This is a genomic window from Streptomyces sp. NPDC002623, from assembly GCF_053592635.1.
Genome location: NZ_JBSFWB010000011.1, coordinates 26,996 through 45,662 on the forward strand (window position 1 = coordinate 26,996; position 18,667 = coordinate 45,662).

General features: G+C 69.8%; 11 protein-coding genes. 5 read left to right on the plus strand and 6 right to left on the minus strand.

The features are described 5' to 3' along the window. Positions 1-433: 433 nt before the first annotated feature. The 3 genes from ACWD4O_RS21020 (at position 434) to ACWD4O_RS21030 (ending at position 8,906) form a co-directional block, all read left to right on the plus strand. Entirely contained in the window at positions 434-7,798 is a 7,365-nt protein-coding gene (locus tag ACWD4O_RS21020; protein ID WP_451281772.1) for a ricin-type beta-trefoil lectin domain protein, read from the plus strand. Positions 7,799-7,815: 17 nt separating this feature from the next. After that, positions 7,816-8,382, plus strand: coding sequence for a hypothetical protein (locus ACWD4O_RS21025; protein WP_451281774.1), 567 nt, complete (start codon positions 7,816-7,818; stop codon positions 8,380-8,382). A 206-nt stretch (positions 8,383-8,588) separates the two neighbouring features. Then, on the plus strand, positions 8,589-8,906 hold the full coding sequence (locus tag ACWD4O_RS21030; RefSeq protein WP_351918729.1) for a type II toxin-antitoxin system PemK/MazF family toxin: 318 nt from the start codon (positions 8,589-8,591) through the stop codon (positions 8,904-8,906). Here ACWD4O_RS21030 and ACWD4O_RS21035 read toward each other — a convergent pair. Further along, on the minus strand, positions 8,896-9,768 hold the full coding sequence (locus ACWD4O_RS21035) for a DUF2690 domain-containing protein (RefSeq protein WP_451281776.1): 873 nt from the start codon (positions 9,766-9,768) through the stop codon (positions 8,896-8,898). The genes ACWD4O_RS21030 and ACWD4O_RS21035 overlap by 11 nt on opposite strands. Continuing rightward, complete coding sequence (locus ACWD4O_RS21040) at positions 9,765-10,607, minus strand: peptidoglycan-binding protein (RefSeq protein WP_451281778.1); 843 nt, start codon at positions 10,605-10,607, stop codon at positions 9,765-9,767. Before ACWD4O_RS21040 ends, ACWD4O_RS21035 begins: the two co-directional genes overlap by 4 nt. A 269-nt stretch (positions 10,608-10,876) precedes the next feature. Here ACWD4O_RS21040 and ACWD4O_RS21045 point away from each other — a divergent pair, with 269 nt between their 5' ends. Next, positions 10,877-11,320 carry a peptidoglycan-binding domain-containing protein gene (locus ACWD4O_RS21045; RefSeq protein ID WP_451281780.1) on the plus strand — a complete coding sequence of 148 codons (444 nt, stop codon included), beginning with the start codon at positions 10,877-10,879 and terminating at the stop codon, positions 11,318-11,320. A 123-nt stretch (positions 11,321-11,443) separates the two neighbouring features. Here the strand turns inward: ACWD4O_RS21045 and argS are convergent, their stop codons facing one another. Further along, positions 11,444-13,213 carry an arginine--tRNA ligase gene (gene argS / locus ACWD4O_RS21050; RefSeq protein ID WP_451281782.1) on the minus strand — a complete coding sequence of 590 codons (1,770 nt, stop codon included), beginning with the start codon at positions 13,211-13,213 and terminating at the stop codon, positions 11,444-11,446. 224 nt (positions 13,214-13,437) lie between these two features. Between argS and lysS the strand changes: the two genes are divergently transcribed. Beyond that, positions 13,438-15,183: a lysine--tRNA ligase gene (gene lysS, locus ACWD4O_RS21055; RefSeq protein ID WP_451281783.1), complete on the plus strand. Its 1,746-nt coding sequence runs from the start codon at positions 13,438-13,440 to the stop codon at positions 15,181-15,183. A gap of 45 nt (positions 15,184-15,228) precedes the next feature. Here lysS and ACWD4O_RS21060 read toward each other — a convergent pair whose 3' ends face one another. The 3 genes from ACWD4O_RS21060 to ACWD4O_RS21070 form a co-directional block, all read right to left on the minus strand. Beyond that, the gene (locus tag ACWD4O_RS21060; RefSeq protein WP_451281785.1) at positions 15,229-16,566 is read right to left on the minus strand and encodes a DUF2637 domain-containing protein; all 1,338 of its coding nucleotides are present in this window, start codon (positions 16,564-16,566) and stop codon (positions 15,229-15,231) included. A gap of 76 nt (positions 16,567-16,642) precedes the next feature. Then, complete coding sequence (locus tag ACWD4O_RS21065; protein ID WP_451281787.1) at positions 16,643-17,623, minus strand: DUF3558 domain-containing protein; 981 nt, start codon at positions 17,621-17,623, stop codon at positions 16,643-16,645. Positions 17,624-17,741: 118 nt separating this feature from the next. After that, a complete protein-coding gene (locus ACWD4O_RS21070) occupies positions 17,742-18,605 on the minus strand; it encodes a DUF3558 domain-containing protein (RefSeq protein ID WP_451281789.1) in 864 nt (287 codons plus the stop codon). Positions 18,606-18,667: the final 62 nt, after the last annotated feature.

Below are 18,667 nucleotides of genomic sequence, written 5' to 3' on the forward strand. Positions count from 1 at the left end.
CCAGGCGGATGAGGACATGGGCGCGGCACACGATCACACGCTTTGCGCAGGCCGTCCATATATGAAGATTTTATAAATCCGTGATCATCGCTTGGCGGGGACTTGACCGTCGGTCTCCGATGTCGAAAAAGCACCCCTTGTCCATCTGTTGTGTATTCATGGGGTCGGATTTCGGGCGACTTTCGCATTGGTCAATCGGTGTGTGCTTCTGTTCGGAAATCGCCTGTGACGGACCTCTCAAAAGGACCCTTTCCGTCCACTTCAACTGCCTTGATGCGTGTGGCGGTCATGACAGAAGGTGCTGACCACCTCTGTTGTTTGCATCGCCTGGGTGGAGTCGACGCGTATGCGTGCTCAAGGTCCACTGTCATGGCTGGGGCGCCCACGCCCCGCCCTGACGGAGTCACTACGACGGCGCCGGCGGCTCGGCCGCGTGGCGACCGTCCTTTTGTTGTCCTCGACGCTGACGGTGACAAGCCTGGGCGGGGAGGCGTGGGCGGTACCCGGCCCCGGGATGACCCGGACGATCGACCTGCCCGACCTCCCCGAGAGCACCGAGATCGACGGTGACGAGGAGGCCGACAAGACGATCACCACGGCGCCCGAGGTCCCCGTCGACCCGTACGCGCCGACCGCCGTCACCCCGTGGACGCAGGACACCGGCGTCGCCACGCTGACGGCCGACTCCGCACCCGGCGCCACCGTCCCGGTCGACGATCTGCCGATCGCCGTCGGCGTCCCCGAGGGCACCGCCCCGGCCGCCCTCGCCGGCGACTGGAAGGTCGACCTGGCCCCGCCGGACACCTCCCAGGACGCGGGCGTCTCCGGCCTGATCATGCGGATCACACCGCCGGCCACCGCCGACCCGACCGCGCAGGTCGCGGTCGCCGTCGACACCACCGCCTTCGCCGACCTCTACGGCCCCCAGGCCGCCGACCGCTTCGGGCTGATGCTGCTGCCCGACTGCGTCCTGGACGCCCCCGGCACCGGCGACTGCGCGCCCGAGGGCGCCACGACCATGTCCGGCAAGGCCGAGGACACGGCCGAACGGCTGGCCAGCTCGGTCGAGCTGGTCCCCGCCGGTGAGGCCCCGACCCGGACCAAGGCCGCCAAGCAGGCGACCACCCGCAAGATCCTCTCGGGCTCGGTCCCGGTCGCCGAACTGCTCGGCGGCGACGCGGGCACGGAAGCGACGACCTCCGGCGCGTCCGTGCGCACCGCGGCCGCGCGGACGAGCACCGCCGCCGGCACGGTCCTGCCCGCCGTGGACGCCTCCGGCCCCCAGGTCGTCGGCGCCATGGACACCGGCGCCTCCGCCTCCGGCGACTACACCGCCACCCCGCTGCTGTCCTCGGGCTCGTGGTCGGCAGGCTCCTCCTCGGGCGCCTTCACCTACGGCTACCAGGTGCAGGTCCCCGAGTCGGCGGGCGGCCCGACGCCGAAGGTGAGCCTCAGCTACTCCTCCCAGACGGTGGACGGCCGCACCTCGGCCACGAACAACCAGGCGTCCTGGATCGGCGACGGCTGGGACTACAACCCCGGCTCGATCACCCGCACCTACGCCAACTGCCGTGAGGACTCCAAGAAGGACGGGTCGAACAACAAGACCCACCGCACGGCCGACCTGTGCTGGGGTTCGGACAACGCCACGCTCTCCCTCGGCGGTTCGACGACCGAGCTGGTGTGGGCGGGCGGCAAGTGGACCACCGCCAACGGCGACGGCGCCAAGGTCGAGCGGATCACGGACAACACCAGCGGCAACGGCGCGAAGGACGGCGAGTACTGGGTCGTCACCACGCGCGACGGCACCAGGTACCACTTCGGCAAGCACAAGCTGCCGGGCTGGTCGTCCGGCCAGGACGTCACCGACTCCGTCCTGACGGTCCCGGTGTACGGCAACCACAAGGACGAGGACTGCTACAAGGCCGACGACTGGAAGTCCTCCGCCTGCACCCAGGGCTGGCGCTGGAACCTCGACTACGTCGAGGACGTCCACGGCAACGCCATGTCCCTGTGGTGGAAGAAGGAGGACAACTACTACGCCCGCAACTTCAACTTCAAGGACCCGGTCAAGTACGACCGGGGCGGCTGGCTCGACCACATCGACTACGGCCAGCGCAACACCCTGGGAAGCGTTTTCACCGCCCCCGCCACCTCCCGGGTCTCCTTCGCGGTCGCCGAGCGCTGCATCGACGCCGCCAAGTGCACCGAAGCCAACTTCACCGACAAGGACCCGGGCAAGTACCGCATCTGGTACGACACCCCGGCCGACCTGCGCTGCCAGTCGAAGAAGATGTGCTGGAACGCGGGCCCGTCCTTCTGGACCCGTAAGCGCCTGACCTCCATCACCACCGAGACCCAGCGCGTCGCGGGCAGCACCGCGCGCCAGACGGTCGACAAGTACGCCCTCACCCAGAACTTCCCGGTCCTGAAGACCGGCCCGAACACGGCCCTGTGGCTGGAGTCGGTCCAGCGCACCGGTTACGACCGCGGCGGCGCGAGCGCGACCCTGAACGCGGTGCGTTTCGAGTCCAACGCCGAGGACATGCCCAACCGCGTCAAGGAGGACTCGCGTCCGGGCTTCTCCCGGCTGCGGATCGGGCGCGTCATCAACGAGTACGGCGGCGAGACCGTCGTCACGTACAAGAAGCCCGAAGGCCAGTGCCAGACCGGCGTCGGGCTGCCCGGCAAGGACGACAAGGCGGAGCTGAAGGCCAACACGCGGCTGTGCTACCCGTCGTTCTGGCACCCGGACTCCGAGGTCGAGGACATCGACTGGTTCCACAAGTACGTCGTGGAAACCGTCGAGGAACTCCCCAACGTCGACGGCGCGTTCGCCACGCAGACCGCGTACCAGTACAAGAACGCGGGCTGGAAGCTCGCCGAGGCCGAGTTCACCAAGAAGTCCACGCGCACCTACGCGCAGTTCGCGGGCTTCGAGCAGACCGCGGTGATCACCGGCACCGACGAGCCCGCGATCGGCAGCAAGAAGTCGAAATCGGTTACCCGCTATTTCCGCGGCATGGGCGACGACGTCCCGGTCAAGGACATCACCGGCGCCGAGATCGCCAAGGACCTCGAACCGTTCGCCGGCCGTATCGCCGAGGAACTGACCTACACCAACGCCTCCGACGCCGACACCGACTGGCTGTCGCGCAGCGTCACCGTCCCGGCCGCCACCGAGCTCGCCCGGCGCAACCGCGACGACGGCCTGACCGCGCTGCGCGCCTGGCGCGTCACCGAGCCCGAGGAGTACGCGTACACGCGGTCCTCCGGGACCGGCGACGACACCCGCACCCAGCGCGTCGTCAAGTCGACGACGACGTACGAGCCGGAGTACGGACTGCCCACCCTCGTCGAGTCGCTCGGCGACACCGGCAAGGCGGGCGACGAGTCCTGCACCAAGCTCGAGTACGTCCACCAGACGGCCAAGCACCTCATCGGCCTCAGCAAGCAGGTCCTGGTCTCGCCGACGACCTGCGCCACCGCCGCGTTCGGCGACCTGAAGACGCTGAGCGGCGCGGCCCGTACGGCGTACGACGGCCAGGACTACAACGTCCCGCTCGGCGCCGGCAGCCTCGGCGAGGCGTGGAAGACATGGTCGCTGAACGGCGACGGAACCGCTTTCCAGAGCGAGGGCCGGACCGAGTTCGACGCCGTCGGCCGGGTCGTCAAGCAGTTCGACCCGGACGACAAGCCGTCCTCGATCACCTTCACCCCGCCCACCGGCCAGGTCTTCACGGTCACCCAGACCAACGCGGCCGGCCACACCCAGACGCAGGAGCTGGAGCCGGGCCGGGGCACCTCCCTGAAGACGACGGACGCCAACAGCCTGGTCAGCGAGGCCAGGTACGACCCGCTGGGCCGGCTGATCGAGGCGTGGGCGCCGGGCCGTACCCCGTCGGCCTCGGCCGTGCCGGACTTCAGGGCCGTCTACACCGTCCCGAAGTACGACGAGGACAACCCCGACCGCAAGCCGCCGTACGTCACCACCTACGCGCGCGGTCACGAGAACCGCGTGGAAACGTCGGTAACCCTTTACGACGGTCTCGGCCGGGAACGCCAGACGCAGGAGGAGGCCGACGGCGGCGGTCATCTGATCACCGACACCCTCTACAACAGCTCGGGCGAGGTCTGGCAGACCAACAACTCCTACCTCACCCACGAGGCGAAGTTCGGCGAGCTGTTCAGCCCCCTCGCGGACACCGCCGTACCGAACATCACGCGCTACGCGTACGACGGTCTCGGCCGTGTGGTGACGGAGACCCCGGTTCTCAAGGTCACCGACCCGCTGACCCAGGAGTCCTCGTCCCAGCCGGTCCCGGAGCGGGCCACCCGCTACGAGTACGGCCAGGACTGGTCCAAGGTCGTCAACCCGACCGGCGCCTCGTCCTACCGCGTGTACACGGACGCCCTCGGGCGCACCGCCCGCGTCGACACCTTCAACCCCGAGGCCCCGGGCGGCTTCACGTCGATGCGGTACGCGTACGACAAGCACGGCCGCATGGAGAAGGCGACCAGCTCGGCCGACGCCACGCACCCGTGGACCTGGACCTACGACCACCGGGGCCGTCAGCTCACGGCCACCGACCCGGACACGGGCACCACGGAGACCAAGTACGACGCGCGTGACCGCGTGTCGACGACGAAGAACGCACGCGGTTTCGTCGTCTGGAACGGTTACGACGTTCTTTCCCGCCCCACCGAGCAGCGTCTGAACGGCGCGGACGGCACCCTGCTGTCCACGTACGAGTACGACAAGGCGCTCGGCGGCAAGGGCATGCCGTACCTCGCGACCCGCTACACCGACGACGAGGCGTACTCGCAGCGGATCGACGGCTACACCAAGGACTACCAGCCGATCTCGACGACCCTGACCCTGCCGCAGTCCGCCAAGGACACCTGGGGTCTGGACCTGACGTACAGCTACGGCTACTCGTACACCGACACCGGCATGCTCCAGGAGGCGACGCTCCCGAAGGCGGGCCGCTTCGCCTCCGAGAACCTGGTCGTGCGCTACAACGAGGACGGCAAGCCGCTCTCGCTGTCGGGCAAGGACTGGTACGGCTCGGAAACCGAATACGACGCCTACGGCCAGGTCCTGCGCTCGACGCTGGGCGCGCAGCCGTACCGGGTGTGGACGCAGTCGACGTACGACGAGTCGAGCGGCGAGCTGACGGACCAGTCGGTCTACCGCGAGCAGACCGTCGACAAGAACGTCGTCGCCGACAACCTCGTCTCCAAGCGGGGGTACACCTACGACCCGGCCGGCAACGTCACCTCGATCCGCGAGCAGGCCGTCGGCCTCGCCACCGAGCGCCAGTGCTTCACGTACGACCCGCTCGGCCAGCTCAAGACGGCCTGGACCGCCAAGGACCAGAAGGCCTGCACCACGCCGAAGAACTCCGACGGCTCCCTGAACGTGGACGCCGGCAAGGACAACTCCGGCTACTGGCAGGAGTACGAGTACGACCTGGTCGGCAACCGCAAGACGCTGACCGAGAAGAACCTGGCCGGTGACACCGGGCGGGACGCGGTCACCTCCTACGCGTACGGCAAGGCCGACGGCAGCCAGCCGCGCGCCCTGACCAAGGTGACGAAGAAGTACAAGACGCCGCAGGGCGTCGACGTGACCGCCGAGGCCGAGCGGCTGTACGAGCTGACCGGCGAGACCAAGACGATCACCTCCCTCCAGAACGGCGACAAGCAGGAACTGTCCTGGACCTACGACGGCAAGGTCGACCGGATCGCCGGCCAGGGCCAGGGCGGCAAGACGCCGTACGTCGGTCTGGCGGACAAATGCCTCGACCTGAAGAGCGGGGTGGCCTCGGCCGCCCAGGCCATCCAGCTGTACCCCTGCAATGTGACCCAGGCCCAGAGCTGGCGCTTCACACCGGCTCCGGGCACGGACTCGAACAAGGGCACGCTCACCGTCTACGACGACTGGTGTGTGCAGCCGGCGGCGAACGCGGTCGGTTCGGCGGCGCAGGTCCAGAAGTGCAACGGCACCTCGGCGCAGAACCTGAAGCGCACCCCGTCCGGTCAGCTGATCCATGCCGACTCGGAGCTGTGCCTCGCGGTGAAGGACGCCAACTCGGCGAACACCACCCCGATCGTGCTCGCCGCCTGTGACGCCGCCAAGGCCGAGCAGCGCTGGGCCCCGCAGAACGACACCCGGCACATCTACGGCCCCGACGGCACGCGACTGCTGACCATCCAGGGCAAGCAGGCCACGCTCCACCTCGGCGACACCGAGGTGACCGTGGCGGCGGGCGGCGCACTGATCAACAGCCAGCGCACCTACTCGGCGCCGGGCGGCGCCGTGATGCGGTACGCGTACGGGCTGGGCCCCGAGACGCTGGTCGCGCTGGCGGGCGACCACCAGGGCAGCGCCTACGTGGAAGTGGGCCTGAACGCCTCGATGCCGGTGCGCATCCGCAAGCAGGACCCCTTCGGCAACCAGCGCGGGGCCGGCACGGTCGGCCTCAACTACCAGTCCCGCACGGGCTTCCTGGGCGCGGCGCGTGACGACGCCTCCGGCTTCCAGCCGCTGGGCGCACGCCTGTACGACCCGGTGGTGGGCCGCTTCCTGTCCGCCGACCCGGTGGTGGACCTGAACGACGTCCTGCAGTCCAACGGCTACGCCTACGCGCACAACAACCCGGTGACGATGTCCGACCCGACGGGTCTGGCCATCAGCCTGACCGCCTCGGAACGGGCGGCGGCCCTCGCGGGCGCGGGACTGTCGGCGGCGCAGGTCGCGCAGGCGCAGTCGATGATGGGCAAGTCCCTCACCTCGGTGATCCTCGCGGTCGCCTGGGAGACGCTGAAGGACTTCATCGGCATCAACGACGCCATGGCCTGCTTCGGCGGCGACATGTGGTCCTGCGGCAGCCTGATCATCGGGGCGATCCCCTGGACCAAGCTGGGCAAGATCCCGTCCGTCCTGAAGGCCGTCAACCGCACGATCAAGGCGATCGAGTCCTTCCGCGCCGCGAAGAAGGCGGCGGAACTGGTCCTGAAGGCGGCGAAGGCCGCCGAGGCGGCCGCCCTGCGGGCCAAGAAGGCGGCGATCGAGAGAGCGAAGAAGGAAGCAGCCCAACGGGCGAAGAAAAAGGCGGCCGAACAAGCGAAGAGAACCGCCGACAAGGCGGTCGCCCAGACGAAGAAGACCGGTAACGCGGTCCAGAAGCAGGCACAGGCGAAGGCCGCGCCGAAGGTCTCCACCAGCAAGGGTTCCGGTGGCGGCGGCGGGTCCAAGCCGGGCGGCAACTCCGGCGGGTCCTCGCGCGGCAGCGGCGGTTCCAGCGGCGGCGGCGGTTCCGGCAAGGCCGGCAACGGCGGCGGTGGCGGTGGCTCGGGCGGGGTGCCCAGCACCCGGGGCGAGGCCAACGACCGTCCTCCGCTCGTCGACGTGGACTCCGCGCCGGCGAACTGGAACCTCGACGACCGGCTCGCGGAGGTCGAGGCACGCGTCCCGACCTACGCGGTGCTCGGCGCCAGCGCCCGGACGCGGAGCCGTACCTACGTCGGCGCCGTCAACACCCGCACCGGAGACTCGGTCTGCGCCTCCTCGGGCGGCGGGTACTGCGCGGAGGGCAACGCGCTGCTCGCCCTGGGCGGAAACCCGGACGAGGTCATCTTCACCAATGCGTATACCTTGGCCCGCGACGCCGAACGGAACTGGACGGCCGTCCTACGGAAGGTGTGCGTCAGATGCCAGGCTGACTATCCCGACCGTGAAGGCAACTTCGTGCCCGGCATCCAAGGCGATCCGGGTGGCCCGTGGGGAGACTAGAAGAGGTGACGAACCCCTTGAGCAGTCCTGTCGAGAAGAGTCCTGCCGACGACAGTCCTGTCGACAACAGCCTCTTCGAGATCGAGCTGCTGAAGTACGACTGGGAGCGGATGGAGTGCGGCTGCGGTGAAAGCGCCGCACACCTCCCGCCCAGGATCAGAGAGCTGATCACCCTGGACGAGGCCCACGGCGGCGGCGAGGCATTCCTCACCGCCCTCCACGACCACGTCATGACCCCGGCCGACGAGCTTCTCCCGGTGTCCGCGGCCTTCGTCTCGGTGGCTTTCGCCGCTCTGACGGGTCCTCTGTCCGAGCCCGCCCGACGGGAGACGCTCGGCTGGGTGCTCCGCATCCTCGGCCCGGCCGTGGACTCGGGCGGCCCGGTGGCCGAGGCCTGTGTCGCCGCCGCGCGGGAGGGGCTGTGGGTGCTGTACTCCGAGGTCATGCAGGGCGCGTCGGCGGCCGGCGCGGCCTACGCCTTCGAGGCGCTCATGCTGATCGAGGAGGACCTGGACAGGCTCCGCGCGGTGCAGGCCGCCGCGGGGGACCGGCTTCCGGGGGATCTGGCTTCGGAGGAGATCTGACGCCGTAGGAGATCTGACGGCGGAGGAGATCCGACGGCGGAGGGGCGAGGGCTCCTGTCGTTCTGAGTGGGTGGGCGGTGCCCGGGGATTCCCGGGCACCGCCCATTCGGATTTCCTGGGGAGATCCGGCGCCGCCGGCGGGAGTGCGGGCGCTCGGGAAGGTGGTGTGGTGCGAGTTCGCGCGCCCCGCCCAGTAAGCTCACGGGGTGGGACAACTCAAGCGTGGACAGGTGTGGACGGTCTCCACGGTGGGCCGGGATCGCACGGTCGTCGTCGTGCAGAACGACCATGTGGCCGAACTGCACTCGGGCGCTGTCCTGTGCGCCCTGCTCGACACCTCGGGGGAGCGGCCGGAGTCGCTGGTCACCGTGCGGGTGTCGATGCCGCTGCGGGGGATGGTCGTGGCCCCGGATCTGTACAACTTCCGGCTGACCCGCTTCGAGGACGGCAAGTACCACGGCGACGTCCCCGTGGACGAGATGGAGAGCGTCGACACGGCGCTGCGGGCCGTCCTCAGCCTCTGACCGCCGCCCGGGCCTCGAAGCACTCCTTCGCGCCGCCCGCCACCGGCAGGAAGCAGGCCTCGACGACCGTGCCGAGGACGGTCGCGGTCATGCCCGTGGTGACGTAGGTGTCCGCCTCGACCCGGTCCTCGACCCGCGCGGTGTGGAGACGGCCGGCGCTCGTGGCCGCTCTTGATTCGATGCGGTCGCCGATCCGCGCACCCCACATCCGCGCCCAACTCGTCCCGCACGCCCTGCTGTAGCGCAGCTGGATGGAGGCTCCGGTGGCCGTGATGTGCTCGGCGAGCGTGTCCGGCGAGCCCGCGCAGTTCATGGCCGCCGGGTTCTTGCCCTCGCAGGTGGTCGTCCTGCACTGCGGGCCGCCGGTGGACGGGGTCGCCGACGGCCGGGGCGCGGGGCTCTTCTCCGGGAGGAGGACAAGCGTCAGGGCGACGGCCCCGAACACCACCGCGCACACCGACGCGAGGATCGCCGCGGCCGCCGCACCCCGATGCCCGACCGGAACCGGAGCGCTTTCTTCCGGGGGCGGGGAAGGAGAATGGGAGGGAGAGGGAGGCTCGGAGGGAGACGGGGACTGGGACGGGGACGGTAGTGGGGGTGGGGGCGGGGCCTTCGGGCGGTCCGCTCCCTCCGACTTCGCGATCTCCCACAGCGCCAGGCACCGCCCGTCCGGCTCGCCGGCCAGGCGGCACAGCTCCTGCACCGCCTGGCGGGGCGGCAGCGACCTGCCGTTCAGGTAGCGCTCCCAGGAGGATTTGCTGAACGTGGTCTCGGCGGCGAGGCGGGCCAGGCTGAGGCCCGTGCGGTCCTTCAGCTCCTTCAGCGCCGCCGTCAGTCGCGCGCCTCCCGGTGACGGCGTCATCCGCGCAGCGCCTTCCAGGTCTTCGGGCCGACGATGCCGTCCATGATCAGACCGGACCGCTTCTGCATGGCCTTGACCGCGCGTTGCGTCAGCGGACCGAACTCCCCGTCGATGCCGCCCGGCGAGATGCCCGCCCGGCGCAGCAGGCACTGCGCCTCGGCCACATCGGGGCCGACGCTGCCGTAGAAGATCTCGGTGTTCTGCGTGCGGCTGATGCCCGCGTACCAGAGGCCGCCGGTCCGCTCGATCGCGCAGGTGTACACCGGAGCAGGCGAGGAGGCCGGGGCGGTGGACGGGACGGCGGCGGCCGCGTGCCGGTCGCCGCCGTCGTTGAGACGGATGACGAGGAGGACGGTCGAGGAGACGGCCAGGACGAGGGCGACCGCGCCCGCCCCGAGCGCGATGCGCAGCGAGCGTCCGGGGACGCGCGTGTCCACGGCGGCCGGTTGCTCGGCAGTGGTGGCGGGGGGCTCCGACCCGGCGTGCGCGTGCGGTTCGGATTCGGCGGGGGACGACGGGGACGAGTAGGACGACGGGGCCGACAGGGACGACAGGGATGCCGTCGGGTGGGGGCCGGGCCAGGTGTCGGCGGCCACCTCGTGCAGCGCGAGCAGGCGGACCGGGTCGTCGCCGCAGATCCGGGCCAGTGCCTCCACGGCCTCGCGCGGTGGGAGCGACCTGCCGCCCAGATACCGCTCCCACGACTTCTGGCTGTACCCCGTCTTCGTCGCCAGCTGACGCATGCTCAGCTCGCTGTGGTCCTTCAGTCGTCGTAAGTGCTCCACCAACTGCCGGGCGTTCGGGTCGAGTTCGTCGGGCAGCGCTTTGCGGCGCGACATGGTGTTCCCCCCAGATGGTCATGGCCATGATCAGCGACCCCCCGCTTGGTCGATTCTGCATGAGCGGAACCACGTCTGCCACAACTGTCCCGCCAGACCGTCCCGGGCGGCGGTGTTCGCGCAGGTCAAAGGGTGGGACGTCCCAGGAAGCCGTCACTTGCGCGGCGGCTGTGGCGGCCGTCGCCGACCGCCCCGCACTCTCTTGTCGTCACCGACGAACCGAAGGCCGAAAGCCGCAAGCCAAAAGCCGCAAGCCGAAAGAGGAACACATGCGACCGAACGTCTTGGCCAGGACCATCGTCAGTCTCACCGCCGTCGTCGGCATCGCCGCCGGAACCCTGGCGGCCGCGGGCACCGGCTACGCGGCCCCCGCACCCGCCGCCAAGACGGCGGTGAGCGCCGACGCCGCCATCCTCGCGACGGAGAACTTCGGACTCACCTCCGCCGAGGCCAAGAACGTGCAGGGGTGGCTGGCCGAGTACTGGGGCTACACCGGCTCCATCGACGGACAGCTGGGCACCAACAGCTGGAAGGCGTTCCAGCGCTGCCTCGCGCAGTACTGGGGCTACACCGACTCCATCGACGGCGACCCGGGCCCCAACACGATCAAGGCGCTCCAGCGGCTCCTGAAGGACAGCTACGGCTACACCGGCGCCATCGACGGCATCGCCGGCAGCGGCACCCGCGCGGCGTTCAAGCGGTTCGCCGCCTGACGCACCGCCCGACCCACGGTCTGACGTACGTACGTCACCATGCGGCCGCGGCCCGTTCTCCTCGGGGGTGGAGGACGGGCCGCGGTTCGTCGTGCGTCGGGTGCGTCAGGTGGGTCAGGTGCGTCAGAGCTTCTCGGGGGTCCTGATGCCCAGCAGGGCCATGCCCAGGTGGAGCGTACGGGCCGTCAGGTCCACCAGGAAGAGACGGTTCTCCACGACCTCCGGCGGGTTGTCGGCCGACAGCACATGGCACTGGTCGTAGAACGTCGTCAGATGCGAGGCCAGCTGGTACAGGTACGCCGCCAGCTTGTGCGGCTCGTACGCCGCCGCCACCTCCGACACCGTCTCCGCGAACTGGTCCAGGTGCAGGCCCAACGCCCGCTCCGCCGGGGCCAGTGCCAGCTCCGGGTGAGCGACCGGGCGGGTCTCGCCGGCCTTGCGCAGGATCGACTGGATACGGGCGTACGCGTACTGGAGGTACACGGACGTGTCGCCGTTCAGCGAGACCATCTGGTCCAGGTCGAACTTGTAGTCCCGCACCGCCGACGTCGACAGGTCGGCGTACTTCACCGCGCCGATGCCCACGTACCGGCCGTTCTCCACGATCTCCGGCTCGGTCAGACCGACCTTCTCCGCCTTCTCCCGGACCACGGCCGTCGCCCGGCCCACCGCCTCGTCGAGGAGGTCGACCAGCTTGACCGTCTCGCCCTCACGCGTCTTGAACGGCTTGCCGTCCTTGCCGAGGACCGTGCCGAACGCCAACTGGTGCGCCTTCACGTCCTCGTTCAGCCAGCCCGCCCTGCGCGCCGTCTCGAACACCATCTTGAAGTGCAGCGACTGGCGCGCGTCCACGACGTAGATGAGCGAGCTCGCCTTGATGTTGAAGACGCGGTCGCGGATCGCCGACAGGTCCGTCGCCGCATAGCCGTAGCCGCCGTCCGACTTCTGGACGATCAGCGGGACCGGATTGCCGTCCGGGCCCTTCACGTCCTCGAAGAACACGCACAGCGCGCCCTCGGAGCGGACCGCGACCCCGGACTCCTCCAGCAGCCGGCAGGTCTCCGCCAGCATGTCGTTGTAGCCCGACTCGCCGACGATGTCCTCGTCGCGGATCTCCATGTCCAGCTTCTCGAAGACCGAGAAGAAGTAGATCTTCGACTCGTCCACGAACTTCTGCCAGGTCGCCAGCGTGTGCGGGTCGCCCGCCTGGAGGTCGACCACCCGGCGACGCGCCCGGGTCTTGAACTCCTCGTCGGCGTCGAACAGCTTGCGCGCGGACTTGTAGAGGCGGTCGAGGTTCGACATCGCCTCCTCGCCGCTGACCTGCGACTCCTTGTGGTCCAGCTCGTGCGGATGCTCGTCCAGATACTGGATGAGCATGCCGAACTGGGTGCCCCAGTCGCCGATGTGGTGCCTGCGGACCACGCTCTCGCCGGTGAACTCCAGGATCTGCACCATCGCGTCGCCGATGACCGCCGACCGCAGATGACCGACGTGCATCTCCTTCGCCACGTTCGGCTGCGCGTAGTCGATCACCGTCGTGCCGGCGTGCGCGGCGTGCGGCACGCCGAGGCGGGCCTCGTCCGCGTACCGCGCGGCCAGGTTCTCGGTGATCGCCCGGTCGGTGATCGTCACGTTCAGGAAGCCGGGGCCCGAGACCTCGATCTCCCCGATCACGTCACCGGTCGTCACGTTCGCCACGACCTGCGTCGCCAGCTCCCGCGGGTTCGCCTTCGCCTTCTTGGCCAGCGCGAGGATGCCGTTGGCCTGGAAGTCGGCCCGGTCGCTTCGTCGCAGCAGCGGGTCGACTCCGTCGGCTTCCGGGAGGGTGGAAGCGAGGGCGTCGGCGAGGCGCTGGTGGACTTGGTCGGTGAGCGACGGGACCGAGGTCATGGAGTGGGAGCCGTTCTCCTCGTGGGATTGATAGACCTGGTCAGTATCCCACGGGGCCGCAAAGGGGTTTTTCGGTCTCGTTGCCGGGTGCGGGGCGGTGGGGGCTGGTCGCGCAGTTCCCCGCGCCCCTGAATAAGCGGCTGCGCCGCTTATCGGGTCTGGGAGAATGGGCGCCGCCGCCGTAGACCGTATCGGCTGCTTCAGGAGAAAGAAGGACGTGCCCCGTGGCTCAGAGCACCGAGACCACCGACTGGGTCTCCCGTTTCGCGGATGAGGTCATCGAGGAGTCGGAGCGCCGAGCCCCCGGCAAACCTGTGGTCGTCGCGTCCGGACTGTCCCCCTCCGGGCCCATCCACCTCGGCAACCTGCGCGAGGTCATGACCCCGCACCTCGTCGCCGACGAGATCCGCCGCCGCGGCCACCAGGTCCGCCACCTGATCTCCTGGGACGACTACGACCGCTACCGCAAGGTGCCGGCCGGCCTCGACGGCGTCGACGACACCTGGGCCGAGCACATCGGCAAGCCGCTGACCTCCGTCCCGGCGCCGCGGGGCTCCGCCCACCCGAACTGGGCCGAGCACTTCAAGGCCGCGATGGTCGAGTCGCTGGCCGAACTCGGCGTCGAGTTCGACGGGATCAGCCAGACCGCGCAGTACACCTCCGGCGTCTACCGCGAGCAGATCCTGCACGCGATCAAGCACCGCGGCGACATCGACGCCATCCTCGAGCAGTACCGCACCAAGAAGGCCCCGGCCGCGGCGAAGAAGCAGCAGCAGAAGCCGCTCGACGAGGCCGAGGTCGAGGCCGCCGAGGGCTCGGGCGCGGCCGCCGAGGACGACGGCTCGTCCGGGGCCGGGTCCGTCGGCTACTTCCCGTACAAGCCGTACTGCGGCAACTGCGAGAAGGACCTGACCACGGTCACCTCCTACGTCGACGACACCACCGAGCTGTCGTACACCTGCACCGCCTGCGGCTTCGCCGAGACCGTCCGGCTCAGCGAGTTCAACCGCGGCAAGCTGGTCTGGAAGGTCGACTGGCCGATGCGCTGGGCGTACGAGGGCGTCGTCTTCGAGCCGAGCGGCGTCGACCACTCCTCCCCGGGCTCCAGCTTCCAGGTCGGCGGCCAGATCGTCGGCATCTTCGGCGGCAAGCAGCCCATCGGGCCCATGTACGCCTTCGTCGGCATCAGCGGCATGGCCAAGATGTCCAGCAGCAAGGGCGGTGTGCCCACGCCCGGTGATGCGCTGAAGATCATGGAGCCGCAGATCCTGCGCTGGCTCTACGCCCGCCGCCGGCCCAACCAGTCCTTCAAGATCGCCTTCGACCAGGAGATCCAGCGGCTCTACGACGAGTGGGACAAGCTCGACGCCAAGGTCGCGGAGGGGGCCGCCCTCCCGGCCGACGTCGCGGCACACGCGCGTGCCGTGGGCACGGCCGGCAGTGAGCTGCCGCGCACCCCGCGTCCACTGCCGTACCGCACGCTCGCCTCCGTCGCCGACATCACCGCCGGGCACCAGGACCAGGCCCTGCGCATCCTGAGCGACCTCGACCCCGAGAACCCGCTCGCCGCCCTGGACGAGGCCCGGCCGCGGTACGACAAGGCCGAGGCCTGGATCAACACGCACGTCCCCGCCGACCAGCGGACCATCGTGCGCGAGGAGGCGGACGCCGAACTGCTGAAGTCCCTCGACGAGGCCACCCAGCAGTCCCTGCGGCTCCTGGTCGACGGACTCGCCGACCACTGGTCCCTGGACGGCCTCACCCACCTCGTCTACGGCGTCCCCAAGGTACAGGCCGGGTTCTCCGCGGACGCCACGCCCAAGGAACTCCCGCCGGAGATCAAGACCGCCCAGCGGACGTTCTTCGCCCTGCTCTACCACCTGCTGGTCGGGCGGGACACGGGACCGCGGCTGCCCACACTGCTGCTGGCGGTGGGGCAGGAACGGGTACGGGCCCTGCTCGGGGAGTGACGCAGTGAGGAAAGCGCCCGGTGCCGTGGGGCACCGGGCGCTTTCTCATGCGATGTGCTCGTCCGCCATTTCAGCGTTGAGACGGTTGGAGAAGCGGTTCACCATCCGCTTGGCCTCGGCCTCGGGAAGGGTGATGCCGTACGTCGCCTCGACATCGAAGATGAACCCCTTGGGGCTCGGCGCTCCGTTCCCGCCCTTCGTCGACTCACGGAAGACCTGGTAATAGTCGTCCTCGTCCGGCTCGGGCGGGCCGCCGCCCTCGCCCAGCTCACGGCTGCGACCCGGGCCCACCGGGATGGGGAAGCTGCCCGTCTCCTCCGGGGAGGGTTCCTGGACCGGGGGCTCCTCCTGGTACTGGTCCTGGTACTGCTCGGCCCGCCGCTGCTCCTCGTACCACTGGGCGTACTGCTCCGTGGGGTCGTAGCTGGGGTCGTAGCCGCCCTGGTACTGCATCTCGCTCGGAGGCGCCTGGAACCAGGGGCTCTGGTCCTCCTCGGGCGGGACGGGCGCGGGCGCGTAATCGGCCTGCTGGGCCTGCAAGGCAGGCTGCTGCCCTTGCTGGGGCTGCTGCGCCTGCTGCGCCTGCTGCGCCTGCTGGGGTGCAGGGGCCGCCGCCAGTTCCGGGTGAGGCGCGGACGCGGACACCGGAATCGGCGCTGCAACCGGCACGGGGGCCGGAGGCAGCACGGCCGGCTCTATGCCCGCCGCCGCCAGACCCGCAGGGGCCGTATCCGCCAGCGGGACGCCGTAACGGGCCAGCCGCAGCGGCATCAGCGACTCCACCGGAGCCTTCCGACGCCAGGCGCGACCGAAGCGGGAACGCAGCCTCGCCTGATAGACGAGACGTTCCTGCTCCAGCTTGATCACCTGGTCGTAGGAGCGCAGCTCCCACAGCTTCATCCGGCGCCACAGCAGGAACGTCGGCAACGGGGAGAGCAGCCAGCGCGTGATGCGCACGCCCTCCATGTGCTTGTCCGCCGTGATGTCCGCGATCCGGCCGATCGCGTGCCGGGCTGCCTCGACGGCGACCACGAACAGGATCGGGATCACCGCGTGCATACCCGTGCCCAGCGGGTCCGGCCAGGCGGCCGCGCCGTTGAACGCGATCGTCGCCGCCGTCAGCAGCCACGCCGTCTGCCGCAGCAGCGGGAAGGGGATGCGGATCCAGGTCAGCAGCAGATCCAGGGCCAGCAGGACGCAGATACCCGCGTCGATGCCGATCGGGAAGACATAGGAGAACTTCCCGAAGCCCTTCTCCAGAGCCAGTTCCCGGACCGCCGCGTACGAACCGGCGAAGCCGATGCCGGCGATGATCACGGCGCCGGTCACGACCACGCCGATGAGAACGCGGTGCGTCCGGGTGAGCTCTATTCGCTCCGACACCCGTACTCCCCTCCCCTTGCGTGTTCTTGCGCGCAACAGGGTGGCACATGTGTGCGGCGCACGCGTTGCCGGTCCGTCAGCTCTTCGCGGAAGCGGAAGCCTTCGGAGCCGCCGCGGCCGTCGTGGCCTTCCCCGTGGCCGACGCCGACCCGGAAGGCGTCGCCTTCGGAGCCGACGAGGACGACGCCCCCGACGAGGCCGTCTTCGAAGGGGCCGGGCTCGAGGTCGACGCACCCGAACCACCGCCGGTGCCCTCGCCGTTGGCCGACTGCACCGAGGCCACCGCCTCCTTCGCCGCCTTCTCCGCCGACTTCGTCAGCGTGTCCGCGCTCGGCGTCTTCTCGCCCGCCAGACCGGCGCCGTTGTAGTCGAGCGTGATCACCACGTTCTCGACCCGCGCCACGACCGTCTGCTGCTTGAAGGCGCCCTCCGTCTTCTTCAGGTCGTACGCCACCAGCGTCGCCTCGTCGCCCGTCCCCGCGACCGCCTGCGACTTCGCGTTCTTCGCGCCCGACACCGCCTGGGCTTCCTTGACCTGCTTCGCGTAGTACGTCTTCGCCTGCGACTCGCCGTCGCCCGTCGTCGCATCCGACTCGAAACGCAGCAAGGACACGTTCAGCCAGCGGAACTGGGAGCCCTTCACACCGTTGTTCGCCAAGCTCGACCAGGAACAACTGGTCCGGGCCGCGGTGTCACTGGACGTCCCCTCCTTGCCCGAGGCCGCACCCTTCGGCACCAACTCGGTCAGCGTCTTCTTCGACAGCACCGCACACGCCTCCGGCAGCGTCTTGTACGCCGCCGCCTGCACGGTCGGCGCGGCGCTCGCGGCCGAGTCCGTACCGGAGCCGGCCGACGCGCTCGTGTCCTGCGCGCCGTCGTCGGAGCCGGAGTCGGAGGAGCAGCCCGCGGCGAACAGCATCACCGGGACGGCCACGGCTGCGACGAGAAGGCGGCTGCTGCTGCGCCCTCCGGCACGCCTCACTCGCTCCGCACGCTGCTCGCACTGGTCAAACTGGCCGTCACGCTGGGCTCGTCGCTGCATGGTTCCTTCACTCATGACGCTCGTGGTTCCTGCGGTCGGATCGGGTCCGAGGGGCCACGGTACGCGGTGAAGAAGCTGTGCGGTTCCCCTTCGAAGGCTTTACGAGGGGGGTGCGGACGGGACCGAAGTGGCCTCAGCCGGCCAGGGAGTCGGCCAGCTGCGCGGCCAGTTTCCGGGCCTTGTCCTGCATTTCCTCACTGTCCGGCACCACACCGACGGTCGCCGGCTGCTCCTCGTACTCGATGGTCACAATGACGTTCGACGTGCGGAACGCCACAGTCACGGTGCGCTGCTTGGCCGTCGAACCGGAACTGCTGAGCAGATCGTCGACGAACGCCTCGTCGCCCAGATCGTCCAGCAGCCGGGGCTGGATGTCGGCGGAGGAGGACGGCGAGGGGGAGGCGGAGGCGGACGCGGAGGAGGAGGGGGATGCGGCGGCGGTCGAGGCGGAGGGCGAGAGGGTCGCCGAGGAGGAGGGGCCCGTGGTCGTGCCCGTGGTCGTGGACGTGGACGGGGACCCGGTGGTGGTCGGCGAGGAGGCGACCTGGGCCGGGAGGTCGGCAGCCGTCACCTTCGTCGCGAAGAGCGTCTCGGCCTGGCTGTCGTCGCTGACGGCGTTGTCGTAGGAGACGACGCGCTCGAAGTCGACGAAGAGATGGTCGGTGGCGTCCGTCGACTCCACCTTCCAACGGCAGCCCACCTTGCGGTCCGTGTCGTACGTCAGCGTCGCCGCACCCGCGTAGGCCGTCTCGCGCTGCGTCTCGTCGGCGAGCTGTTTGACGCCGGGGAGCAGGGAGTCGAGCGTGGACCGGTCCACGACGCCGCACGCCTCCGGGAGCGTGGCGTACTTGCCGGGCTGCGCGGCGGAGGTGGCGGTGCCGGCCTCGCCCGGGTTGGAGTTGTCCGTCGAGCCGCCCTCCTCCGAACCACTGGTGCAGCCGGCCAGCAGCGCCGCGAGGAGCGCGACGACGCCGGGTACGTACGCCTTCCGCTGCACGGTCGGCTCCTCTCGAAGGTTCTGGCTCGACGGTGAGTCGCTTTTTTTTGGTGGTGGGTGGT